Annotated in this window: 18 protein-coding genes; 8 read left to right on the top strand and 10 right to left on the bottom strand. The window is 59.0% G+C overall.

Features of this window, described 5'->3' with window-relative positions; genetic code table 11:
* Positions 1–12 precede the first annotated feature (12 nt).
* The 7 genes from ACYVIS_RS13960 to ACYVIS_RS13930 all read right to left on the bottom strand — a co-directional run bounded on the left by ACYVIS_RS13960 (position 13) and on the right by ACYVIS_RS13930 (position 10033).
* Complete coding sequence (locus ACYVIS_RS13960; RefSeq protein WP_232743703.1) at positions 13–1266, bottom strand: cytochrome c; 1254 nt, start codon at positions 1264–1266, stop codon at positions 13–15.
* Complete coding sequence (locus ACYVIS_RS13955; protein WP_232743704.1) at positions 1256–1816, bottom strand: (2Fe-2S)-binding protein; 561 nt, start codon at positions 1814–1816, stop codon at positions 1256–1258. The genes ACYVIS_RS13960 and ACYVIS_RS13955 overlap by 11 nt, the downstream gene beginning before the upstream one ends.
* Positions 1813–4638, bottom strand: coding sequence for a xanthine dehydrogenase family protein molybdopterin-binding subunit (locus ACYVIS_RS13950; protein ID WP_232743705.1), 2826 nt, complete (start codon positions 4636–4638; stop codon positions 1813–1815). Before ACYVIS_RS13950 ends, ACYVIS_RS13955 begins: the two co-directional genes overlap by 4 nt.
* A gap of 83 nt (positions 4639–4721) precedes the next feature.
* The gene (locus tag ACYVIS_RS13945) at positions 4722–5318 is read right to left on the bottom strand and encodes a DUF924 family protein (protein WP_232743706.1); all 597 of its coding nucleotides are present in this window, start codon (positions 5316–5318) and stop codon (positions 4722–4724) included.
* A 101-nt stretch (positions 5319–5419) separates the two neighbouring features.
* On the bottom strand, positions 5420–7822 hold the full coding sequence (locus tag ACYVIS_RS13940) for an autotransporter outer membrane beta-barrel domain-containing protein (RefSeq protein WP_370635993.1): 2403 nt from the start codon (positions 7820–7822) through the stop codon (positions 5420–5422).
* Positions 7725–9047: a hypothetical protein gene (locus tag ACYVIS_RS13935; RefSeq protein WP_232743707.1), complete on the bottom strand. Its 1323-nt coding sequence runs from the start codon at positions 9045–9047 to the stop codon at positions 7725–7727. The genes ACYVIS_RS13940 and ACYVIS_RS13935 overlap by 98 nt, the downstream gene beginning before the upstream one ends.
* A gap of 611 nt (positions 9048–9658) precedes the next feature.
* Positions 9659–10033, bottom strand: coding sequence for a tautomerase family protein (locus ACYVIS_RS13930; protein ID WP_232743708.1), 375 nt, complete (start codon positions 10031–10033; stop codon positions 9659–9661).
* 307 nt (positions 10034–10340) lie between these two features.
* On the opposite strand from ACYVIS_RS13930, the gene ACYVIS_RS13925 reads away from it, so the two are divergent.
* The 3 genes from ACYVIS_RS13925 to ACYVIS_RS13915 all read left to right on the top strand — a co-directional run bounded on the left by ACYVIS_RS13925 (position 10341) and on the right by ACYVIS_RS13915 (position 13714).
* Positions 10341–11207, top strand: a complete 867-nt coding sequence (locus ACYVIS_RS13925) for an MBL fold metallo-hydrolase (RefSeq protein WP_232743709.1) — start codon at positions 10341–10343, stop codon at positions 11205–11207.
* A gap of 113 nt (positions 11208–11320) precedes the next feature.
* Positions 11321–13234: an ABC transporter ATP-binding protein/permease gene (locus tag ACYVIS_RS13920; RefSeq protein ID WP_232743710.1), complete on the top strand. Its 1914-nt coding sequence runs from the start codon at positions 11321–11323 to the stop codon at positions 13232–13234.
* 105 nt (positions 13235–13339) lie between these two features.
* Positions 13340–13714 carry a SirB2 family protein gene (locus ACYVIS_RS13915; protein ID WP_232743711.1) on the top strand — a complete coding sequence of 125 codons (375 nt, stop codon included), beginning with the start codon at positions 13340–13342 and terminating at the stop codon, positions 13712–13714.
* A gap of 755 nt (positions 13715–14469) precedes the next feature.
* Here ACYVIS_RS13915 and ACYVIS_RS13910 read toward each other — a convergent pair.
* Positions 14470–16032: a sulfatase-like hydrolase/transferase gene (locus ACYVIS_RS13910; RefSeq protein WP_460874220.1), complete on the bottom strand. Its 1563-nt coding sequence runs from the start codon at positions 16030–16032 to the stop codon at positions 14470–14472.
* A 136-nt stretch (positions 16033–16168) separates the two neighbouring features.
* Positions 16169–17158 carry a tripartite tricarboxylate transporter substrate-binding protein gene (locus tag ACYVIS_RS13905; RefSeq protein WP_232743713.1) on the bottom strand — a complete coding sequence of 330 codons (990 nt, stop codon included), beginning with the start codon at positions 17156–17158 and terminating at the stop codon, positions 16169–16171.
* A 96-nt stretch (positions 17159–17254) separates the two neighbouring features.
* Here ACYVIS_RS13905 and ACYVIS_RS13900 point away from each other — a divergent pair, with 96 nt between their 5' ends.
* A complete protein-coding gene (locus tag ACYVIS_RS13900; protein WP_232743714.1) occupies positions 17255–17824 on the top strand; it encodes a MarR family winged helix-turn-helix transcriptional regulator in 570 nt (189 codons plus the stop codon).
* 70 nt (positions 17825–17894) lie between these two features.
* On the opposite strand, the gene ACYVIS_RS13895 is transcribed toward ACYVIS_RS13900, so the two are convergent.
* Complete coding sequence (locus tag ACYVIS_RS13895; protein ID WP_460874219.1) at positions 17895–18986, bottom strand: YeiH family protein; 1092 nt, start codon at positions 18984–18986, stop codon at positions 17895–17897.
* Positions 18987–19082: 96 nt separating this feature from the next.
* Here ACYVIS_RS13895 and ACYVIS_RS13890 point away from each other — a divergent pair, with 96 nt between their 5' ends.
* The 4 genes from ACYVIS_RS13890 to ACYVIS_RS13875 all read left to right on the top strand — a co-directional run bounded on the left by ACYVIS_RS13890 (position 19083) and on the right by ACYVIS_RS13875 (position 23731).
* Complete coding sequence (locus ACYVIS_RS13890; protein ID WP_232743715.1) at positions 19083–19973, top strand: LysR family transcriptional regulator; 891 nt, start codon at positions 19083–19085, stop codon at positions 19971–19973.
* Positions 19974–20192: 219 nt separating this feature from the next.
* Positions 20193–21425, top strand: a complete 1233-nt coding sequence (locus ACYVIS_RS13885; RefSeq protein WP_460874228.1) for a patatin-like phospholipase family protein — start codon at positions 20193–20195, stop codon at positions 21423–21425.
* A gap of 141 nt (positions 21426–21566) precedes the next feature.
* A complete protein-coding gene (locus ACYVIS_RS13880; protein WP_460874218.1) occupies positions 21567–22160 on the top strand; it encodes a MarR family winged helix-turn-helix transcriptional regulator in 594 nt (197 codons plus the stop codon).
* A 122-nt stretch (positions 22161–22282) separates the two neighbouring features.
* Entirely contained in the window at positions 22283–23731 is a 1449-nt protein-coding gene (locus tag ACYVIS_RS13875) for an efflux transporter outer membrane subunit (RefSeq protein ID WP_460874217.1), read from the top strand.
* Positions 23732–23743: the final 12 nt, after the last annotated feature.

Raw genomic sequence — 23743 nt, 5'->3', positions numbered from 1 at the left:
CTCAAAACCTCGTTATTTGCGCAAAGCCTTTACAGCCTCTGGCTGAACATCCGCTTTCTGCCCGCCCCAGCTTACCCGCAGATAATTCGCCAGATCGGCCATTTCCCTATCGTTCAGCTTGCCGGCAAAGCCCGGCATGGCCTGCATGGCCTGATTGCCCGGGAACTTCTGCTCGTCGATCCCCCTGAGCATCACCGCAATCAGATTATGCGGATCGACGTTACGCACAGTTGTGTTGCCGTCCATTGCAACCGCCACATTGGGCTTGCCCTGACCCTGGGCCGCGTGACAAGCCGCGCACAGGGCCAGATAATGCAGCTTGCCCGCTGTGAGATCGGCATTGCCGGCGGCGGCGCGCGGCATGGCTACCGGTGCCAAGGGCATGTCGCCCATCAGGTAGGCGACCATCGCCTTATTGTCGGCGGGACTCAGGTATTGGGTGCTGTGATGGAAGGCCGAAAACATTTCGCCAAACGCCGACCCTTGAGGCGCAATACCCTGGCTCAGGAATATCCGCAGGTCTTGCGGTGTCCAGCCCCGGGAGGCCAAGCCTTTGGGCGTGATGTCCGGAGCCTTGATATCGCCCAGGTCGCCTCCAGCCAGGGTGCTGCCCAGGTTCAACTGCCCCATCGAACCGCGCGGCGTGTGGCATTCCGTGCAATGACCCAGCGCATTGCTCAGGTACCGTCCACGCACCCATTCTTGCGAGCTGCCCGAGGACACGTCGGGCAGGGTGTTTTTCAGAAACAGCAGATTCCAGCCACGCATGAGTATCGGCAAGTTGAACGGAAAGGCAAACTCGTTGCCTCTATCAGGCTGCGCAACCGGTTTGAGGCTTTGCAAATAGGCAAAAATGGCATCGCTGTCTTCGCGCGTCACGCCGCGGTAGCTTGTATACGGCATGGCCGGATACAAGGAGCGATCGGGAGCCAGGCCGTCGTGCAGGGCCTTGTAGAAATCCGCGGAAGTCCACTTGCCTATGCCATGCTCTTTATCGGGCGTGATGTTCGAGCCGTATATTTTTCCGAATGGTGTATCCAGCGCATCTCCGCCCGCAAATAGCGCGCCGTTGCGGGTTGTATGGCAGGCCGTGCAATCGGCGGCCTTCGCCAGATATTTGCCGCGCGCCAGAAGTTCGAGAGAATTCCCTCCCCTATCGACATCCGAGGTCGGGTAAGACGAGTCCAGCACACCCGAGAACACCAGCCCCGCGGCCACCAAGGCCACAATCACCACGCCCCCGAATATCTTTTTCTTACTTGCCATGAGCGGTCTCCTTGAGCAGGCCGGGCGTCGTCATGATCAGGTCTTTGACGGCCTGGTGGTAACGCACATACCCCGTGCAACGACAGATATGATCGTTCAAGGCTTCGGTCACCACCGCTTCGACCTGGTCGCCCGCAATTGGCTGGCGTTTCAATTTTTCAAGCAAGACCGTCGCTGCATTGACAAACCCCGGTGTGCAATACCCGCACTGGAAACTATAAAACTCAAGGAACTTCTGCTGGATGGGAGAAAGGGCTGTAAGTTCGCCGGCCTGGTTGCGCTGCGCATGGCCTTCCACCGTCCGCAGCTTTTTCCCCTGGAAGAAAATGGCTCCGGTGATGCAGGTGCGAATTTCCTCGCTGGTGCCGTCTTCGTGATCGAGAATGGCCACACAGGCATGGCAAATGCCCTGGCCGCAACCCAGGCGCGATCCGGTCAGGCCGGCGTATTCGTGCAGAAAATCAATCATCATCAGGCTTTCCGGCACATCGAAGGGCCCCACCGCCGTGCCGTTGATGGTCATGGAAACCGACTTGCTTGCAACGCTCATGCCAGAGCCTCCTGTATTTTTTCGGGCGTAAGGGGCAAGGTATTGAAACGATGGCCAGTCGCGTGCGCGACGCCATTGACTATGGCCCCGACGATCGGAATCATGACCACCTCCGCCATGCCTTTGGGCGGATCGGTCTCGGACAAGGGCGGCAGCACCTCGTAGCTTTGCGACCACAGGGCCACTTCTTTGGCGCGCGGCAAGTGGTAACGATTGAAATTCCAGGTGCCATTGCCCGGGCCATCTTCGTACAAGGGCAGGTACTCGTACAGGGCATGTCCGATTCCCATGGCTATCCCGCCCTGTATCTGGCCCGACACCAATTCTTCGGACAGCACATTGCCGCATTCGATAATGGAGTGATGGTTCAGGAGTTCAACCTCGCCATTGGCCAGATTAATGTCTATTTCAGCCAAACTTCCCATGGCGCTGTAATAGGTCACCCCCGCATTATTGCGTTGTACGGGCGGGTAATAAACACTGGTTCGCTTTATCGCCCGGTACGGCTTTGCAGCCGCGCTGGCCGGACCAGCCGTGCCCGCCCCCGCGCCGAAATACAGGGCCAGGCCATCGACGGCCAGGCGTGCAGCGGCTTTGCCGATCTGGAATTCGGCTTCGGCCCACTGCCAGCGATTGAAACCATGCACCACGACACCCACCACACCCCCCATCTCGTGAGCCTTCGCGGCAAGCTGCGCCAGGCTCAGGCCCTGCATGCCATTGGCAGTCAGCAAACCCTGCTCCCAACGCGCATCTTCCTGCCGAACCACATAGGGGGCGGCCTGTCCCCCGCCCGTGCCGCTGCCCCACAGCGCAAGCGCCGCCGGCCACAAGCCATATTGAAATATCACGCGGCAGGCTTCGCGCGTGGTGTGCGTGTAATAGAAAGCCGAATTCGACGCGCTGGCCGGTGAAGCCAGTGCCGGAGTCCACTGGGGATCGGCCTGGGCGCCGTCCTGGTCGGACTGGCTCATCAGATAAGGATCTCCGCTGGTCTTCATGGGCAAATCGGGCCAGTCTGTTATGGCAAAACCCAGATCGGTGGCCGGCGAACCAAGCCAGCGAACACAGGCAATGGCTTGCGAAGTGCTCATACCGGTGCCGATTTCGGTACCCGTATGACGCAACATGATGCGCCCTTCGGGCGAGACTTCGATTTTGGCGAACGACGACTCGGCGCCGGTGCCGAAATCTTTTTGCACACAGGCAAACCCAATGCCATAGGCACGGCCGGGATGGCTCGCCTCGTACTCTTTCTTGCGGCTGGCCCGGTTGATCCACAGGGGATGCTTCTGCGCCTTGCGCAGGATTTCATCCGCACGCACCGCACCGGCCGGAATCGCCCCCTGGGTGTTTTTCATGCCGGTCTTCAGAACATTCTTCAACCTGAGTTCGATCGGATCGAGCCCGAGTTGCTGGGCCACGTCGTCGACCATGAGCTCGGTCGCGACCATCGATTGCAAGGTGCCATAGCCGCGCGCCGATCCGGCATCGACCGCGCGCGAGGCATCGGCGCGCGCCGTCAGGTCGGTCTTGGGCAGATAATAGATGGACTGAGCCGCGGTAGCGCCAACCATCGCCACCGAGGGCGAAAAATTGCAGCGGCCACCGCCATTGGCCGTCATGTCCGCCGTAAACGACTGAAACAGGCCCGTCTTGCGATCCACCGCCAGGCGGTAGCTTATGTCGAAAGCATGGCGCTTCAATGCCGTCTGGAATTGCTCATAGCGGTCGTTGGCGAGACGCACCGGGTGCCCGTCCGAGTACAGGGCACAAACCAGGCCGTAAAACGGCATATTGCAGTGATCTTTGGAGCCATAACCCACCGTGTAGCACGGATGCAAAAATACGGACTTCACAGGAAACTTCGCTTTGGCCAGCATCTCGCCGGCGGTCTCAACCACCTCGCTGGGCGATTGAGTAGGCACCACCATATGCAAGGCCTGGGCCTGTGCGTCGTACCAGCAATTGGCATTGTCCGGCTCCAGCGCCGCCGTATCGACCGACTGCGTCTGATAACGGCGCTCGACCACGAGCCAGTCTTTGGGAGGGTCATCGAGTTCCCGGCGAATGCTTGCGGCGTGAAACATGCCTTCTTCGCCGACATTGCCGTGATCTTTGCCATCCGGCCAGACCGGCAATTGCTTGCGCATCTGGCTTGGAAATACCGGAGCGTCTTTCAGGCTGGAAAACACATCGTCGTCGTAGGGCGTCTTGCCCCCCACGCGCACGAAACGGAATGTCCCCCATGGGTCGCGCACCAGCGGCCCCGTGCTCGCGCCATACCGTATCACGTCGGCCTGGAACTGCAAGGTGTTCTTGGCCAGACGGAAATGGGCGAAATCATGGTAGATAAGGATGGCCACCGCCTGCCCCAGATACGCCGGTGTCTTGCCCTCGGGCAACAGCATGTCTTCGCCGTAGAAATCGGTAAATGCCACACCATCGCGCTGCAAATCGGCCGCGGTCACAATGCGGTCTGGCTTCAGGTCGCCGCCCAGGCGAGCCAGGTCGAAACCCCGATACACGGCATCGGCCCGGGTGGCGCGCAGCACCAATGCGTGGCTTTGCTGTGCCGGCCAATGGGGCAAATCGCGGGCACGGATATCGCGGGCAAAAACCTTCGCGCCGGTCACCTTGGCCATGCCATCGACGCGAAACCGTGCCCGGCCGGCGACGGGATCCCAGTCGATCGGCGTGAGGATTTTTTCATCGAACAAGGCCGCGTAGGCGGCCGAGCCGAACGGCGCGATATAAGCCGTAATACCGGCTATCACGGTAGTCTTCAAGAAGCGGCGGCGGGATGGATTGAGATTGGCCATAAGTGCGTTCCGTGACAGGTAAAAAGTTCTGATTAATCGACAAAGCGTACTCAGTGATCCATGAGCGGCTGATCGATGGCCGGCTATCCGGAGAATCCGCCCGAATCCAGAAAGGCTTGTTCCGCCGGTGTCGAAGCCCGCCCCAACTGGAAATTCCTGTGCGGAAACCGCCCGAACCGCCGCACGATTTCGCAATGCTCTTGCGCATGCCTGAGATTATCGGGGCTGTGCCGCTCGTACAAATCAAGCGCGTAGTGCTGATCTTCGATATTTTCCGAATGTACGAATGGCAGGCACACGAAGAGCTTGAGCGTGTCTTCAATCGCCGCAATCGCATTCGAATCAATGGCTGTTCGGGCATAGGCTCGCGCCAGCGAATCGGTGGCATACATATGCGCCGAGCCGCGAAACGCATTGCGCGGGAACTGATCCAGCAAAAGAATCAGGGCCAGGTTGCCATAAGGATCGTCCAGCCAGCGATCACACTCGCGCCGCGCGGCGGCAAAGTGCAGATCGCAAAACGAGGTGCGGAAGGCCTGATCGAAATCGTCGTTTTTGGCAAACCAGGAGGCAGGTCCCGCATTGCGCCAAAACGATACAACGGCGTTGGCCTCGGCATGGGCGCTGGCGTGCGCCCCATTCGTTCTTGCTGACGGAGTCGCTGAGTTGCTTGCATTCATTTCCGGCTCTTTGTTCAAGCACCTGGTCTATCCAGTGGCATGGGCCTTCAATATACAAGTTTTGCCACGACAACGATACAGGCACCGCGCCCAGCCCCGGTTTAGAAACGCACCCTCAGGTACAGCGAACCGGCGTTATCGGTATTTCCCGCACCAAACTGGCCGCTATAGGACATGCCCACGGCCGCCTTCTTGCCGATTGCCATTTCAGCCCCCAGATCCACCACGGCCGCATTTCTGGCTATCGGGGCGCCGGACACCGTAAAGGCAGTGCCATTGCCCTGCAGGAAAGCCAGACGCCGTTCGGGGTTCACATCACCTCCCGCATGACGCCAGCCCAGGCCCGCCGTCAGCCTGACCGTCTGGCGACCCACATTCACCATGGTCTTGCCCCGCACGCCCAGCGTCATCGTCGTGACGCTGTCGGTGCGGCTGTCGCCATGCAATGCGGCCGCCCCGCCCGTCTCGTCAAACCCCTGCGAGCGTTGATTGATCCACGCCAGCCCCACGTAGGGTTCGATCGTGCCGGCCTGCCCCACAGGCAGCGCATAGCCCAGTTCTGTAAAGAGCTGGGTGGCATTCGCATGGTACTTCGCCTCCAGCGCCTGGTTGCCTCCCATGCTCACGGTGCGGCGGCTATCGATGACATGGCGTGTATAGCCCGCTCCGACCAGGAAGTTGATGCGCCCTTTGCCCGTTGCCCAACTCTTGCCTCCATACACTGAAGCCGTATAGCTCTTGAGCCTGGATCTCGCGCTGCGATCGTCGACGTCGACCTGGCCGTCGGTGAAGCCCAGGGCTCCCCCTACGCGCCAGCCGGCACCGACATCGGCATCGCCCCCCAGATACAAGCCGCCCGTGGCCAGCCTGCTTTTGGCAGTGTTGTTATCCCGGCCTTTGAAAGTTTGCCAGCTACCTACCACCTGGGCCCATAAAGGATAGGCTGCGGATTGAGGCATGGCGCTGGCGGGTACCGCCCCGGAGGCTTGCGCCAGGGGCGCGCCCGCCATCAGGCCCACGCCCAGGTTGCCACGCATACGATTCGAAAGAGTGCTCACCATCAGGTCGCCCGAACTGAGCAAAGCCGACTGTGTGCTGGCGTGCAGTTCGCCCGAAAGCTGGTTCAGCGCCCCCTTGGTGTCTGTCGAGACCAGTGCCGCGTCGGCCGCCGCGTTGCTTCCCGCGACCGAAATCACCCCGCCAAGCGTGGCATTCTGATTCATGCTCAGGCTCGAAGTCTTGGCGGCCACCTTGGCCGGATCGATCGACAGGCTCACCCCCACGTCCTGGGCGCCATACAGCACCGGATCGAGTTTGACCAGGGTATCGGCAAAGCTCGCGTCCAGCCCGGTGCTCTTGAACGTGTTCAGCACCGCACCGCCCGGGGTCTGGATGATTGTGTATTTCTGCCGCAAGCGATAGCCGCCAGTGCCGTTTTCCTGCGCCACCGTCAGGTCGATTCCCGACAGGTCCAGATTGCCCGAACGGATGATGATCAAGTCGGACTGGCCCGCCGCATTGACTTCGGCTTTATAAGCGCCGACAAAGCCCGCGCTGGTCGCATAGCTTTGCGTACCGACCGAATTGCCGGGACTGACCGTGCCGCCGCTGCCGCCCAAGGAACCCGAGACGATCAGGTTGCCGCCCAGGGTCGAGCCGCTGTTGACCGTGGCCGCTCCGAGGATCCGGATCGGCGTGGCAATCGTACCGCCCTTCAGGCTCGAACTGCGTCCCAGCACCACGTCGCCGCCAATGGTGGTGGCCTCGCCCTTACTGAACACGAAACTCGTGCTTTGGCCCGAAACGCTCTGGCCAATGCTGGTGGGTCCGGCAAAACTGAAGCTCGAGCCCACATCTCCGGTCACGCCCTGGCCAATGGTGGCCGGCCCATTAAAGGCCAGCGTCGAGCCAGTGCCCACCACGCTGCCGCCTATCGTGGCCGCGCCGCGGAATGTGCCCTGGGTGCCGGCGCCCGTAGCCACATTCCCGCCTATCTGCGCACCGTTATTGAAGGTTATCGTTGAGTTGCTGCCGCCGACCACGTTGCCGGCAATCGGCGCGCCGCCATTGTCGACCATCGAGGCGCCATCGGCCACAGTCGATGTGTTCAAGCCCTGGACAATGCCTGTCCAGCTCGCACCCGGCGCTATGGTGAGATTGGTCTTGCCGCCTTGGCTGCGCGTATCGCTGCCGCCCTTGACCAGGCCATCCAGATCAATAATATCGCCCGCCGAGATCGACCCCGCCCCCAGGCTGAGGTTGACGGTACCGTCCATGCCCGCCAAGTTGCGGTTGACCTGCAACAACACGCCATTGTTCTTGGTCAACACCGTTCCCGATCCAATCGCAATATTCTGGGTTTGCCCGGTCGAGCCGAAACTGGACATGATGGAAGCGCCAGCCGATTCAACCCTGGTGCCCGTCAGCGCAATATCGCTGTCGTTGCTCAGTTGCACCGCGGCCGAACCCGCCCCAGTGGTGGTGATGGAGCCGCCGCTCACCATGATCTGGGCACCATTCGCCCCGGACACGCCCGGCGCCCGCGCCACTGGTTGCAACCGTAGTGTTGACGGCATTAATCACCGTGGGGCCGCTGCTCGTTCCCTGTGCCGCCAGCAAACCCTGGGCATTCGCCCCGCTCGTCGTCACGCTGGTGTTGACAAGAGAGACCTGACTGCCGTATTGGGCCAACACACCCGCGCTGCCGTCCGTACCCACGGGGCCGCCCATCGTGACTATGGAACCGCCGTTCAGATTGACGATTCCAGCAGACCCCTCGGCTCCGGCCACCACCCCTGCCGCACCCAGGCCGCTGGTCGCAATCCGCGTACCGTTGACGGTGACAGCGCCAAGGCCCAGAACCCCTCCGCCATATGCACGCACACCGGCAGCCGTTGCTCCCGAGGTGGCAATACTGCCATTCGTCAATACCACCGTGGCCCCGTTGAATACCTCAACGCCGAAACTATTAGTGCCCACAGTCGTGATATCGGTGGCCGTCGCATTGACGCTGGCGCCTTTGTTTGCGGATTGAATCCCAACGGCATAATTCAAGTCATGTGTGTTGATCGTGACATGATCGAGGTCAATGGCCGTTACCGAGTCTCCCAGCGTCACGGTTCTGTAGGCATTGACGGCATGACCGAACGAGCTATAAGTATCAATGGCCAGGTTGCTGGCATTGATGGACCCACCGTCCTTGGCCTCCATGCCCACAGTGCGTTTGCTGCCCGAAGCCGTAATTGACCCGCCGCTGATATCGACATGCCCGCCCGCATCGGCCCCGACCCCCGCCGTGTACGCATGCGCATAATTCGTGCCGGGATTGCTTGAAAAGGCCCTCAGGACTATGTCCGAATTGGTGAGCGATGCTGTGGCGCCCACGCCGCTGGCCGTTACCCCTCGTCCATTGGTGCCGGTCGGAGTGCTGACGTCGTTCAGTATGTATGCGCCGGTCAGCGTCAGGCCGCCGCCGGCATTGACCTTCGTAAGTTCGTACAAGGACCCGGCAATTCGGGAATTATTGCCCGTCGCGATTCCCAAATTGTTCACCACCACGCTGGTATATGTCAAAGCAGGGTCCAGTGTGCATCCCGGACCCCCGCACAGCAGCGTATCGGCGCAAGCCGTTCCAGCCATTCCCAAAAGCGCGGCCGTCAGCGCCGTTAACCTGAAAACATCGCGGCTCGAAGCGGCCCGCTTTGCGCCCGCCCTCATTGCATTGCTCATTTTGTCCCCTCGCCCAGCTTGCCTGGCGGCTCTAAACAGCGCTCCCCGATCCCGGCCACCGCACCTCTCATGCGACAGCCCAAGTTACGCATTGAAGTAAAAAATTAGCTATTCGATCTATTTACAAATAGATTTTTTTATATATCGAATAAGAAATAATCAAAATTTCGCCATTGCTTGCCTGAGTTTTTTAATAATGTTACTTAACGAAACAAGCCAAGCAATTCTTAAATTTGGTTGCAAACATAACTTAATGTAAGTTTTATGTCTACGCAATTAACACTTTCTAGGGAAAACACCAGGAAGAAATAAGGCAAATAACGCCCTTACTTCAGCGCATTGACTCAAATTGAAAATTGCGAGCCGAGCCGCTTGATGCGGCGAAATGGCTCTCGGGATGGAGATACAAAATCGAACTTTAATTATTGTTTTGCTCGATCAATATTGTTTGGCTCGGTCAAAAAAGAATTTGATACGCGGCCACGACTTTGCGGCTGAAAACCCATGATGGGCGCCGCGGACAAAACACGGGGCCGAACGTCCTGTAAACCCTATGCCTGGGCATGGGACCGGCAACAGGACTTCGGCGTAGAAGATGCTCGACAGGTGTGTCAGCGGCCAGCCTGCTTGGCGCTGATGCCGCCTGCCATACCCATGTTCGGTTTGGGAAAATCGATCAGCCTTACCCGTATGTTCTGCTCTGAAATGCCGGTGGCTTCATGCGCGGTTTTACTCAGCGCGGCAATCAGCGCGGACTTGAGCTCTTCATTGCGGCCTTCAATAAACTCCACTTGATACATTACGGTAGGCGCGCCGTACTGGCCGGCATCCAGATAGTGATCGCGCGACAACTCGTGCAGCATGATCCGCACACTGGTAATCGGCGCGCCTATGCTGCTGACCACGGCATCGCTCGAACGCTCGAGCAGTTGTTTTTTCTGATCGGAAGACAAACCCTGTGTAGCGGTAATCGTAATGTATGGCATGCAAACTCTCTCAAACGGAAGGAGGATAAAAGAGGATATGCCTGAGCGACAGGCATGCGTCGCCGCCAGCCCCGATTATCCGGCACCTGGCGCCGACCCCGGGATCAATCGTAACTCTTTTTGATTCGCGGCAGGGCCGCGGCAAACACGGCCGGGAATGTGCCCTTCTCCGTTCCGGGCGGCGCCGGGCGCGCATCCCGATCCCGCATCGTCAAATCCCCCTTATACTTGTGCACTGTCATCCCGACGCGCTCCCATCCCTATACCGGTCGACGCGCCACGAGCCGCCATACTCCAAGGAACCGCAATGCCGTCCTCTCTTGTTCAAGCTTTTTTTGATGAACATACTTCGACATTCACCTATGTAGTCCATGACGCCGATTCCTCCGCATGCGCGATTATCGATTCGGTGCTGGATTACGACGCGGCATCGGGCCACACGTCCACCGCCTCGGCCGACAAAATCATTGCCTGGGTGCGAGCACAAGGCCTGTCGGTCCAGTGGATTCTGGAAACCCATGCCCATGCCGACCATCTATCGGCCGCCGCCTACTTGAAAGAGCAGCTTGGCGGACAAATCGCCATCGGCGCGCAGATCCGGCGCGTGCAGCAGGTCTTCAAAAGTATTTTCAACCTGGAAAAAGAATTCCTGCCCAATGGCTCGCAATTCGATCGCCTGCTCAACGACGGCGAACACTTCCAGATCGGCAATCTGCGGGCCACCGCCCTGCATGTGCCTGGCCACACCCCCGCCGACATGGCCTATCGTATTGAAGATATAGGTGTATTCGTGGGCGATACCTTGTTTTTGCCGGATGTGGGCACCGCGCGCTGCGACTTTCCCGGCGGCGACGCACCGCGATTGTACGAGTCCATCCAGGAAATACTCGGCCTGGATGAAAATACGGTACTTTATATGTGCCACGACTATCCACCCCCCGGGCGTGCACCGCAGTGTTTCACAACCGTGGGAGCCCAGCGCAACGCCAACATTCACGTCCACGACGGCATCAGCGCGAATGAATTTGTCGCCATGCGTACCCGGCGCGACCAGACACTGGGTATGCCGACGCTGATTTTGCCGGCAATACAAGTCAATATCCGCGCGGGATACTTTCCCGAACCCGAGGCCAACGGGGTGCGCTATCTGAAAATTCCAGTCAATGGTTTGTGAACGCGGGCGACAAGGCCGGGGAACCTCTGCCAAAAACCCAGGTCATTAAGAACGACCGGCCAGCAGCCAGCCAAACCCCGGAGTGCCAGGCACTCTCCCGTTACGGAGCATGAATGAACTGGAATCACGAGCTACTTGAAAGTGGGCTTTGGATATTAAAAGCCTACGCCATCACTGTCGTACTTGCCGGACTGGCAATCTGGGCTCTGGTTCGATTCACGATATGGGGGCGGCAGTTCTGGACTCTGGCAAAAGGCTATTTTTCTCCGAAACGCAGTTGGCAACCTCTGATCGCGCTGGCCTTCATCCTGTTTTTAACGCTGTGCGGCGTGCGCCTGGATGTGCTGTTTTCGTCCTGGTACAACAATATGTATACCGCGCTGCAGAAGCTCGATGAAACCGAATTCTGGTTTGCCATGTGGCTGTTCGCGGTTCTGGCAACGACGCATGTCATCCGTTCGCTCATCGATTTTTATGTAGAACAGGCCTTCACCATTCATTGGCGCGTCTGGCTGAACGAACAGATGCTCAGCCGCTGGCTCGATCATCAGGCCTACTACCGAACCCAGTACCTCGACAAACCCACAGACAACCCCGACCAGCGCATACAACAGGACGTAAACAGCTTCGTCTCAACATCGCTGACCTTATCGATGGGCGTGGTAAACGCGCTGGTGTCGACCTTTGCCTTCACCCTGATCTTGTGGAATTTATCCGGCCCCCTGTCTGTCATGGGGCTGGACATTCCACGCGGCATGGTCTTTCTGGTGTTCCTGTACGTATTGGTGGCCACTGTATTCGCCATACGCATCGGCCGTCCGCTCATAAGCCTGAATTTTTTGAACGAACGCTTTAATGCCGATTATCGATACGCACTGGTGCGCTTGCGCGAATACGCGGAAAGCGTGGCCTTTTATGCCGGCGAAAAAGTGGAAGGCGCCCTGCTGCGCAATCGTTTTGCGCAAGTCATCGCCAACTCGTGGGCAATTGTGTACCGATCCCTGAAGTTCCTGGGGTTCAATTTTTCCATCACGCAGGCGGCGGTGGTTTTCCCTTTCATTATCCAGGCGCAACGTTTTTTCACGAAAAAAATCAGCCTGGGCGATTTGATCCAGACCGCCCAGGCTTTTGGGCGCCTGCAGGACAATCTGTCGTTTTTCCGAAATGCCTACGATAGCTTTGCCGCATACCGGGCCACTCTCGACCGCCTGACCGGCTTCACCACCGCCATCAGGCATTCATACGAGCTACCCACGCCGCAAGTGCAAGCCCAAGGCAAACGGGTCGCGCTCGACCATCTGACCGTGCTCACGCCAAGCCGGCAGCTCCTGATCAACCGCCTGTCGCTCGAGGTTCAACCAGGCGCGCCGCTGCTGATCCGCGGCGCCTCCGGATCGGGCAAAACCACGTTATTGCGCTCGATTGCCGGTCTTTGGCCCTATTGCGAAGGGGGCATTATCCGGCCCGAGAGCGGCGCACTGTTCCTGTCGCAAAAGCCGTATCTGCCGCTCGGAAGCCTGCGCGAGGCCTTGTACTACCCAAGCCAGTTGCCGGGCGCGGCCGGTACATCCATTATCGCCAGTCCCCAACGCCAACAGGAAGCCGCTATGACAAGTTCGCGCGGCGGCTCGGCAAACCTCGATACCCTTCTTGTCTCCAGCGACTCGCTGCTTGAAACCCAGCCATCGAACCTCTCCGACGGCCAGGCCCAGGAGGTGCTCAAGCAGGTGCAACTGGGCCACCTTATCGACAAACTCGACGAAGTCGCGGACTGGGGCCGCATCCTGTCGCTGGGCGAACAACAACGCCTGGCATTCGGCCGCATGCTCCTGGCCCGGCCCGACGCCGCTTTCCTGGATGAGGCCAGTTCAGCCCTGGACGAAGGGCTGGAAGAATCCATGTACCGACTGACGCGCGAGCATCTGCCTGACATGATATTGCTGAGCGTAGGCCATCGCAGCACATTGGTGGCGCACCATTCCCGGCAACTTATCATCAAGGGGGGCGGAGCCTGGGAATTGAGCTGAATCACGCCCTGCTGCGGCATCCAATCCGGTGCCTGGCGCTGGCCGAGGGTCCAGCCCTACGGGCCACGCCGACTTTAATCCACTGCCCTTGATACTTGGTCAATCATGAACTATTCGATCGTCAAACATTTGCACGTAAGCGCTGCCGCCATAAGCATTATCCTGTTCGCGCTGCGGGCCTATTGGTCTGTCACCGGTTCGGGCAAGCTGCAACTGCGCGCAATCAAGATTCTTCCGCATGTAGTAGATACGGTGTTGCTCGTTTGCGGCATTATTCTTACTTTCATGCTGGGCGGCCTGCAGCCGTGGATCGTGGCCAAATTGCTGGCCCTGGTCCTTTACATAGGGATAGGCACGATCGCGATCAAGCGCGGCAAAACCTCCGGGACACGAGCCTTGGCAGCCCTGGTCGCCATTGCCGTTTTCTTTTATATCGTGGGCGTGGCCATACGGCACAATCCTATGTCGTGGCTGGGTTAGGCGCATTTTTGGTTCGGATGTTTACTGCGCTGAACGTGGTTCCGTGACTGTCGTTTTGAACCGTTCAGGTTTGGGCTTATTACTTTGTACTTTGGACGGTAGTTCTATTAAGACGCCGCAGGGTGGGCGGTGCTGTACAGTCCGGCACGTCCAGCGGTCGGCTAGCTGCGCTAGCCGACTACCCGGGTCTGCCTCGTCCAGGCGGGCGTCGGGCGAACTCGCCCGGCCTCGCGAGGCCGGGCTCAGACAGCGCCCGCCGAAAGCCCCCGCCTTCCCTTCGTCAGCACCCGGCGCTGGACTACCGCCGGACTGCACAGCACCGCCCACCCTGCGGCTTGCGTTGAGGCAATGCAGCGAGAGAAGCGTTGGAGTCATGCGCCGAAAGAAACGTTGAGATCATGCATCGAGGTATACGTTGAGGCCGGCAAGTTCATTCCAGGCATGCCATCACGCGAGCCGTCTATCGGGGCTTGGGGTCAGGGCCGGCGTAAGGCGTGCGCCGGATGCTACCGTAGGGAAGGCGGGGGAAGTCGTCGGGCCCTGTTTGAACGCAGCCGCGCCAGCGGCGGAGTGAGTTGGCCCGACGCCCGCCTGGACGAGGTAGATCCGGATCCAGCACGCCGTGCCGGGCCTGACCCCAAGCCCCGATAGACGGCGTCTTTAAATACCAAACCGCAAATACCAAAGCAACCAAACCGTCAAATGCCGTAAACAACTCAAACCAAAAACTACGCTAGTGCGCATCGTATCGCCAATCACCACTGCCCGTAAAACACGCCAGCCTTCTTGTAGGCATCGGTCCCCTTTTCGACCGACTCGTCCGTTACCGTGGTACGACGCTTAAGATGCGTAAACCAGTCGAACAGCCTGGCCTTCAGTTCCCCGCGAACAGCCGCATGACCGGCATCCCGGCCCAGGTCCTGGAATTGTTCCGGATCGGACTGCAAATCGTAGAGCTGCTCGGGCTCGCCCATCCAGTACACATATAGCCAGCGATCGGTGCGCACCGACCAGGCGCGAGCTGTCTGGGGCGTCTTGTGCACCAGCAGGCGCGCCAGCCGATAACTGTAGTCGAGTTCGGAAAATACGCAATCGCGCCAGGCTTCGGGTTCACCGTGCAAGATCGGCAAAAGGCTGCGCCCTTCCAGGCGATGTGCCGCCAAAGGAATACTCAAGGCCTCGAGCAGCGTCGGCAAGACATCGACCGACTCCACCATGCGCGATTCGACCCGGCCGCGCGACACATCGGCGGCAGGCGACGGATCCATCACGATAAAGGGAACGCGCTGCACAGTATCGTAGAACAACTCTTTTTCGCCGAGCCAATGGTCTCCGAGGAAATCGCCGTGATCCGCCGTGAACACGATGAGGGTATTTTGCATCAACCCAGTGCGCTCCATGTACTCGAACAACCGCCCCAAATGATCGTCAAGCTGAGTAATCAAGCCCTGATAAGCCGGACGCACCACCCGTATGCAATCATCCTGCGCAAAACTCAGACTTTCTTCCTGCTGGCGATATGCCGCCACGACCGGATGCGCATTCTGTTTTTCGGACTCGTTGCGAATCACAGGCAAACACTGGTCCGCACTGTACATGGCGTGATAAGGGGCCGGAGCAATGTACGGCCAATGCGGCTTGACGTAGCTGAGGTGCAACACCCAAGGCTGGCCGCCCATTTTCCGCATGAAACCCAAAGCCTGATCGGTCATGTAAGCCGTTTCGGAATGCTTTTCTTCCACCAGCGACGGAAAGCGGGAATTGCGCATATGCCAGCCACTCACCACTTTGCCGGTGTGATCGCGCGCTGAAATCACGAAATCGGTCCAGGGATCGTCCGACACATACCCCTGGCGGCGCAGGTATGCCGGATAGCCGCTTTCCTCGCCAGGTTCGTGGTGGCCATCGTAGCGATCGATTTCCTCGAATCCGCCACTGGCCAGCAAGCGTCCCAATTCGGATCCGCCATCGATAGCCAGGCGTTCCAGGCCGGCGTGGTCGGGCATGACATGGGTTTTTCCCGCCAGCACCAGTTTGCGCTGATGATTACGCAAATACTCGCCCATGGTGACTTCGCCCACCGGCAAAGGCACCCGGTTCCAGGTAGCCCCATGGGTAGACGGATAGCGCCCCGTGTAATAGCTCATGCGCGAAGGGCCGCATACGCCCGAATTCACGAACGCGCGTTCGAAACGCACGCCTTTTTTCGCGAGGCCGTCGATATTGGGCGTCCGCATGTATGGATGTCCGTAGCACCCCAAATGATCGGCGCGCAATTGATCGGACATAATGAACAAGACATTCTGAATCTGGGCCATCGACTTTGCGCGAGAACCTTTGGGCTGAACAACAACGGCACACAATGTCCGGCGCCCCGCCCTCGCCTACCTCCGTTAATGATTATCGCAAACCGCGAACGGCCCGAGCCGCCTGCGGCCTCAGCGCCTGGACCGCCTATTTTTCCACCACATAGCCTGAACTCTCGACAACCGGCGCCCATTGTTTGCGGAACGCATCGACCATTTTCCTCGTTTCAGCGGCGCCGGCCACAACAGGGACCAGGTCGTTCTGTTCCAGGATTTTCTGCACGCTGGGCGTGGAAAGAGTGTCCATGATAGCCCGGCTCAGGATCTTGACCTTGGCATCGGGCATGGTGGCGGGGGCAAAGAACGCATTCCAGCCAAAAGCCTCGAGCCCGACACCCGCCTGTGTAAAAGTAGGCACATCCGGCGTCCTGATTTCACGCTTGGCGCCCGAAGTGGCCAGGATACGGATTTTCCCGCCCACATGCTGCGGAGTCTGCACGTCCAGCGTATCGATGGCCACCGGAATCGAATTGCCGATAAGATCGGTCATGACGGGCGCCGATCCGCGATAGCCTATCACTTGCCCTTTGATACCGATTTTCCCGGCAAGCATCAATGCAAAAAAGTGAGGCAGGCTGCCCGTAGCCGGCACGCCCACATTGAACTCTTTGGGATGCGCCTTGGCCCACTCGATGAGCTGAGACAAATTCTTGATGGGATTTGTGGCCGCCACAGCCACGCCGAAGCCATATTTGGTCACTATCGACACCGGCTTGAAATCCTTGACGGGGTCATAGTTCAACTGCTTGTACACCAATGGCGCCACCACCATTACCGCCGGATTGCCCAACAGCAATACATTCTTGCCCGCCGGCGTCGCCTTGACATACGCGGCAGCGATGCGGCCGCCCGCGCCGGTCTTGTTTTCCACAATCACGGAAACTCCGAGCTTGTGCTGCAGTTCTTGCGAAACAATGCGGGCGGTGCGATCCGAAGTTCCCCCCGGCGCATAACCGACCACCAGCGTCAAGGGCCCATCGAGCTTTGCCGATTCGGCATGGGCGGCCGTCATGGCCAGGCTCGAACACGCCGCGATCGCAGCAACAATCGCCTTTATTTTTAATAGATTGCCGTGCATGATGGTCTCCTGATTTTCATATGACTATGATTTGCAGCTTAACAAGCACGCCGGTAATTGATCTAATCAAGTATCTGGCAACAAGGGAAAACACTTATGGTCGAGGCAGCATCCCGGCCCTCACCCGGCCGCAGCACTCGGGCAGGCGCAAGCCCCGCGCCTGTTGTGCCCGAGCCAACCATCCAGGACATGACGGTGTTTCGCATTTATCGAGCGTGGTCCGGGGCCAATCCGATCTTCACGCGCCTGTGCGAAGGCCGGTTCAATATCACGCGACGGGAATGGCGCATCCTGGCCACCGCGGCCGTCAACGGCCGGCTCGGCTCGGCGGCGCTGGCCAAAGCGGCCAATCTCGATCTGGTACGCACCTCGCGAACCATCAGCACACTGTGCAACAAAGGCTGGCTGATCCGCCATCGCAATTCGCGCGACGCCCGCAATATTTTCATCGACGTCAGCGAGGCCGGCCACGCGCTCTACCGGCAGATCATGCCCACCATCGTCGAGCTGAACGCCCAGGTCACCCAGGATCTGGATGCAGACGAATTGCGTGTGCTCAGGAAAGCCCTGGACAAGATCACCCTGCGCGCACAGCGCATGCTGGAGGTGGAAATCATAAAAGAACGCCCGCACAGGGGGCAGCCGGGCAAGCGCAAAACCGGCTGAATCGAGCGCCGAAGCTGACCGCAAGGGGCACCCCCTTGCGGTCAGCCGCCATTCGCGTTCTTTAAGTGAACTACCACGACCCCATATAGTGCTGCACCAACAGGCTGCTGAGCGATACGGACAACCACACGCCCAGGCCCAGCAGGAAGGGGCGCATGCCGGCGGTGGCCATGCGGCGTAAATCCGAGGACAGGCCGATAGCGGTAAGCGCCACGATAATCAGAAACTCGGCCATGAAATGAATGACCCCATTCCAGGCATCGGGAATGATCCCTGCCGAACGTACCCCCGACGCCACCAGGAACCACAGGATGAACCAGGGAAAAATGCGCGCCAGGCTGAAATCGGTGCCGCCCTGCTTTTTATGCCGCCAGGCTTCATAAAAAGCCAGGGCCAGGCAAATGGGAATGATCAAGGTTGCACGGGTGAGTTTGACAATGGTGGCATAGTCGCCGGCGGCGTGGCTGTAGCTATAGCCGGCAGCCACCACCGAAGAGGTATCGTTGATGGCTGTGCCGGCCCACATGCCAAAGCCCGCATCCGACATCTGCAGCCAATGCCCCAGCAAGGGGAAAGTCAGGACACCCACAATGTTGAAGATGAAAATCGTGGAAATTGCAAACGCCGTTTCATGATCGTCGGATTTTATGATGGGCGTAACGGCCGCAATGGCCGAGCCACCGCAAATCGCCGTCCCCACACCAATCAAAACTTTCAGCTTGGCGGGAATATCCAGCCACTTGCCCAGGAAATACGCCGAGGCGAAAGCCGCTGAAATCGTCACCAGGGTGACCGAGAGCGACTCCACGCCCGTTTTGGCTACCTGCTGGATGCTCAGGCCAAACCCCAAGGCGATAATCGACCACTGCAGCACCTGCTTGGAAGCAAACCCCAGGCCGGGCTTGAATATCGGCCCCACCCCCACGGAATTGCGGATTGCAATACCCAATACAATCCCAAATACAGGTCCGCCGATAATCGGAGCCCAGCGCCCCAGGTACAGGGCGGCCATGCCCACCACCATCGCCAGCACCAATCCATATAAAGGCGATGATTTCGGCGGCGCCAGACGGCTGCTGCGGCGGCCTCCGGCATGATGGATGGGCGCTGCCAGAGGCCGGTGGGATACTGCCTGAGAGGAGGAAGGCGTTGACGTCAACATTACAGACTCGCATATCTTAATAATCTGAAGTTATTTTAAATTCGCCAACAATATAAAAAAATTCATTAATACTTATTTATCGTATAAGATTTATTGATGATTGGAATCAGCATACGACAGCTTGAAGTCTTCGTCTCCATTGCCGCCACAGGTAGCGTCCGTACGGCGGCCGAGCGCCTGTTTGTCACGCAACCGGCCGTCAGCATGGCGCTGGCCGAACTCGAACGCCAGTTGAACGCCCCCCTGTTCGATCGGACACGCGGACGCCTGCATTTAAGCTCTCGCGGCAAGGAATTGCTTCCCATGGCCCAGGAAGTCGTTGAGCGCATGCACGAAATGCTGCGTCAGTCCAGCGGCAATCCCCTGGAATTGAAAGGAGAATTGCGCCTGGGCACCAGCAACACCATAGGCAATTACCTGGTAGGCGAGCTGCTGGGCCCCTACGTCGCCGCGCATCCTCGGGTTTCCCTGACTGTCAGCGTCGAAAACACCGATACGATAGTGGCCGGGCTGTTGGAACACAGGATAGACGTGGGGTGCGTGGAAGGCCCTGTCAACCACCCACAACTCGACGTCCAACCCTGGCGCGACGACGCACTGGTGGTCTGCGCCGCGGCCAATCATCCCTTGACCCAACATCGCCGGCTGCAACCCAGCCACTTCAAAGACGCCAAATGGATTCTGCGCGAGCCAGGCTCGGCAATGCGGGCATTGGCAGAACAGGCGATGAATTCACTTCCTCCTGGCCAGATCGTGCTGGAACTCGGGCAGGTTGAAGCCATCAAGCAGGCCGTCATCGCTGGGCTGGGCATCGCCTGCCTGCCCGCCACGGCGACTGGCGACGCCGTTGCCGTAGGGCGCCTGGCCATTCTGAATACTCCCTTCCTGGATCTGCATCGGCGCCTGTCGCTGGTACTGCACAAGGCACGCTATCGGGGAGCGCTTATCGAGGCCTTTATCGCCAGCCTGAACGCCGGCGCACGCTGATCGCAGGTCCCTCGCCCGGCGCTCTCGGTCGGCTACACTAAAAACCAACGCCTTACGCTTTGGACTGTCATGACAACTCAACTAGAACTGTTCTCCGCTGCAACCGCTTCCACCGACAATCCCCGCTCGCCTTCGCCGCGCGCGCGGAAAACCCGGGGTAAGAAAACGGGCCACGTCAAAGCCGCGCCTGCGCGCGGCCGCAAGACAAGCGCGTTGAACATGCCAATCAAAGCAGAGATCCCGCAGGCAATCGCCGCACGCGGCAAATGGAGCGAAAAAGATCGTGAACTCGGGCTGCCGCCCTATGAAACTATCGCCTTGGTCTTGCAAGGCGGCGGGGCTCTGGGAGCCTATCAGGCAGGCGTCTTTCAGGGTCTGTCCGAGGCAGGCATCGAGCCCGACCGCCTGTCGGGCATCTCGATCGGCGCGCTGAATACCGCCATCATCGCCGGCAACCCTCCCGAAAAACGCATTGCAAGACTGGTCGAATTCTGGGAAACCATTTGCCAGCCGAACCTGGGTTTGGCGCCCAATCCGTTTATAGAGCAGAGCTTTTTCAACCTGGGCGACGCCGTGCGCCAGACAATGAGCGCCCTGAGCGCCGCCAGCGCGGTCATGGACGGACAGAAAGGTTTTTTCAAGCCCCGTTTCCCGTCGCCGGCATTCACCGCTTCGAGCAACCCCGGCCAAGCCAGCTATTACGACACCAGCCCACTGAAGGAAACGCTCGAGCGGCTTTGCGATTTCGATCGGATCAATTCCGGCGAACTGCATGTATCGGTGGGTGCCGTCAATGTGCGTACCGGGAATTTCAATTATTTCGACAACACCAAGATCGCCTTGCGGCCCGAGCACTTCATGGCCTCGGGTGCCCTGCCCCCTGCCTTTCCAGCCATAGAAATCGATGGCGAGTATTACTGGGATGGCGGCCTGGTCTCGAATACGCCCTTGTCCGACGTGCTCAATACGCGCCCACGCAAGGATACACTGGTATTCCAGGTGGACTTGTGGAGCGCGCGCGGCCGGTTGCCTGCCAATATGAGCGAAGTATCCGATCGCATCAAGGAAATCCAATACTCAAGCCGCACGCGCCTGGTTACCGAACACCTGCGCTGGACCCAATATCTGAGGCACGTGCTGCTCAATGTGCTCGAAGACGTCCCGGCCGAGGCGCGGACCAGCGAGCACTACTGCAAACTGGCCCAGGAACTTTCGTCGAGCAAGCACTATAACGTCGTGCACCTCATCTATCGCGACAAGCCCTACGAACAGTACTACAAGGATTATCAATTCGACCTGGCCACCATGCGCGGACGCTGGGCCAGCGGGCTGCAGGACATACGCGACACCCTGGCCCAGCCGAATCGCCTGGCCATGCCCGACAATGACGCGGGATTCGTCACGCACGATGTACACCGCGAAGAAATCGAACAATCAATGCGGCACGATTGAGCCATGGCAAGCCAGCGACAAACAGGTCTGGCCAAAAAGCCCGGCGGATCTGTTGCTATTTTGTGGAATTATTAGCTGCACAAAAGAATAATGAGAAGTCAGTAGTTGCCTAGGCAATAAATTCGCGCTAGAATTCTTTCCATGGCACACGACAAGACTTCTCTCTCCCCAGCACCTTCAGCGGCAGGCAAGTCCGCGGCTCACGAAGCCGCGCGCGGCGCCGCACCGGCAAGCGCGCGGGCACACGCCCAGTCGACTTTTTACAGCCCCAACGAAGAATCGCTTTGCGAGACCAACAACGTCGGCCATCTTATCAAGAACGTATACGCCTCGATCAATCGCAACATCGATCTGGGCGTCGCCCCCCTGGGCCTGACCGCCATGCAGTGGAAGCCCCTGGTATTGATCTGCCACCGCGACATCCACACGCCCGCCGAGCTGTCGCGTGTCACTAATGTAGATACAGGCGCCATGACCCGCACTCTCGACCGCCTTGAGGCCAAGGGGTTCCTTACCCGGCACCGCTGTCTGGAAGATCGCCGCGTCGTCAATCTGGAACTTACCGAAAGCGGCACCAAGGTGGTTAAAGACATCTTGCCTGCCGTAGCCCATACCCTGAACGCCCATCTTGCCGGATTCTCGGAAAAGGAAACCGAAACGCTGCTAAAGTTCCTGCGACGCATGATAGACAATGGCGCCTGTATGGACTCCTCGCTCGATCAAGACGCTCATTAATTCCGCACTCTTACATTCATCGTAAATAGCTTGCCTGTACCTTTGCATAACCTCCAAGGTCCTGCTTAAATTATTGCCTAGTCAGATACGACCCGATCAATCAAATTCAGTTTAATGTCAGTATGAAACCCCTATTACCTCTTTTGCTGCTTGCCGCTCTGACTGGTTGTGCGGCCATCAATCCTGGAGAGCCCGGACTCAAGGAAATCCAGGGCGCGCAGCTTGGCCTGCAGACCGCGGCCATCGACTGGCCAACCGAACAATGGTGGCTGCGCTATAAAGATCCACAGCTTGACAGCCTGATCGACCAGGCCTTGCAAAACAATCCGTCGCTGGCCGCGGCCAAGGCTCGTTTAGGCATGGCCAACGCAGCTGTCAGCGGCGCCCGAGCCGTGCAACTGCCCCAGCTCAACGCCAATTATCAAATGACACGCGAGCGCTTTTCGGAAAACTACATCTATCCGCCGCCTTACGCGGGTTCCATGCAAACCGACAACACCCTGCAGCTCCAGCTGGGTTTCGACCTGGACTTGTGGGGCAAGAACCGCGCACGCTATGCCGCGGCCGTATCACGCGTTGAAGCCAGCAAGGCCGATGCGCAGCTGGCGCGCAATGCCCTGGTCAGCGCCGTAACGCAAAGCTATTTCAATCTGCAAAATGCACTGGCGCAACACCAGGTTATCGCGCAAATCGTCAGGCAGCTTGAAGACGTCGCCAAGATCACGCATCAACGCGTCGTTGCCGGGCTCGACACACAGGTTGAAGTCAACCAGGCCGATTCAGCCGTTTCAGCCGCCAAGGTTCAGTTAAGCCAGGTCGGCACCAATGCCGACCTGCTGCGCCATCAGTTGTCGGCGCTGGTTGGCGCCGGACCGGACCGAGGCATGAGCATTGAACGCGCCAAGCTGCCGGCCGTGGCCGCCGGTGTGCCTGCCATGCTACCCATGAACCTGCTGGGAAGACGCCCCGATATCGTCGCGGCAAAGCGCCTGGTGGAAGCCAGTTCGAGCGAAATCTCGGCCGCCAAGGCGGAATTCTTTCCCGATGTAAATCTTTCCGCCTTTGCCGGGTTCATGTCGCTGGGGCTGGACAACCTGTTGAAAAACGGCAGCAAGGTCTACGGCGCAGGGCCCGCTATTACCCTGCCGATTTTCCATGGCGGGGCGCTCAATGCGCAACTGAACGCGAAGCGGTCCGAACGCGACCTGGCCATTGCCAATTACAACCAGGCCGTGCTGACGGCAGTGCGGGAGGTGGCCGATGCCAGCACCGCGATTCGCGCCTTGCAACAGCAGATCGTCGATCAGCACGCCAGCTACACCGCCATTTCGTCGGCCTATGACATTGCGGTTCAGCGTTATCGCTCCGGACTGGGCAATTATGTGCAAGTGCTGCTGGCACAGAATGAGGTTCAGAAACAAGCCATTCTGGACACCGATCTGCAGGCGCGCGCCTATAACCTGGATGCCCAACTCGCTACAGCGCTGGGTGGCGGATACCGCTCCGCGCCGGCCGCTGGCACGTCGCCCGGCAATGTCCCCGCAATGCCCAAGGCCGGCGCACTCCACTGATACTGATACACG

Source organism: Paralcaligenes ginsengisoli (assembly GCF_054781135.1).
This window is presented reverse-complemented; position numbering and strand designations above follow the sequence as displayed.

Coding starts and splice junctions, on each gene's coding strand:
- ACYVIS_RS13960 (WP_232743703.1), bottom strand. CDS start 1,266: ATGGCAAGTAAGAAAAAGATATTCGGGGGCGTGGTGATTGTGGCCTTG.
- ACYVIS_RS13955 (WP_232743704.1), bottom strand. CDS start 1,816: ATGAGCGTTGCAAGCAAGTCGGTTTCCATGACCATCAACGGCACGGCG.
- ACYVIS_RS13950 (WP_232743705.1), bottom strand. CDS start 4,638: ATGGCCAATCTCAATCCATCCCGCCGCCGCTTCTTGAAGACTACCGTG.
- ACYVIS_RS13945 (WP_232743706.1), bottom strand. CDS start 5,318: ATGAATGCAAGCAACTCAGCGACTCCGTCAGCAAGAACGAATGGGGCG.
- ACYVIS_RS13940 (WP_370635993.1), bottom strand. CDS start 7,822: ATGGTGAGCGGCGGCTCCATCACCACCACTGGGGCGGGTTCGGCCGCG.
- ACYVIS_RS13935 (WP_232743707.1), bottom strand. CDS start 9,047: ATGAGCAATGCAATGAGGGCGGGCGCAAAGCGGGCCGCTTCGAGCCGC.
- ACYVIS_RS13930 (WP_232743708.1), bottom strand. CDS start 10,033: ATGCCATACATTACGATTACCGCTACACAGGGTTTGTCTTCCGATCAG.
- ACYVIS_RS13925 (WP_232743709.1), top strand. CDS start 10,341: ATGCCGTCCTCTCTTGTTCAAGCTTTTTTTGATGAACATACTTCGACA.
- ACYVIS_RS13920 (WP_232743710.1), top strand. CDS start 11,321: ATGAACTGGAATCACGAGCTACTTGAAAGTGGGCTTTGGATATTAAAA.
- ACYVIS_RS13915 (WP_232743711.1), top strand. CDS start 13,340: ATGAACTATTCGATCGTCAAACATTTGCACGTAAGCGCTGCCGCCATA.
- ACYVIS_RS13910 (WP_460874220.1), bottom strand. CDS start 16,032: ATGGCCCAGATTCAGAATGTCTTGTTCATTATGTCCGATCAATTGCGC.
- ACYVIS_RS13905 (WP_232743713.1), bottom strand. CDS start 17,158: ATGCACGGCAATCTATTAAAAATAAAGGCGATTGTTGCTGCGATCGCG.
- ACYVIS_RS13900 (WP_232743714.1), top strand. CDS start 17,255: ATGGTCGAGGCAGCATCCCGGCCCTCACCCGGCCGCAGCACTCGGGCA.
- ACYVIS_RS13895 (WP_460874219.1), bottom strand. CDS start 18,986: ATGTTGACGTCAACGCCTTCCTCCTCTCAGGCAGTATCCCACCGGCCT.
- ACYVIS_RS13890 (WP_232743715.1), top strand. CDS start 19,083: ATGATTGGAATCAGCATACGACAGCTTGAAGTCTTCGTCTCCATTGCC.
- ACYVIS_RS13885 (WP_460874228.1), top strand. CDS start 20,193: ATGCCAATCAAAGCAGAGATCCCGCAGGCAATCGCCGCACGCGGCAAA.
- ACYVIS_RS13880 (WP_460874218.1), top strand. CDS start 21,567: ATGGCACACGACAAGACTTCTCTCTCCCCAGCACCTTCAGCGGCAGGC.
- ACYVIS_RS13875 (WP_460874217.1), top strand. CDS start 22,283: ATGAAACCCCTATTACCTCTTTTGCTGCTTGCCGCTCTGACTGGTTGT.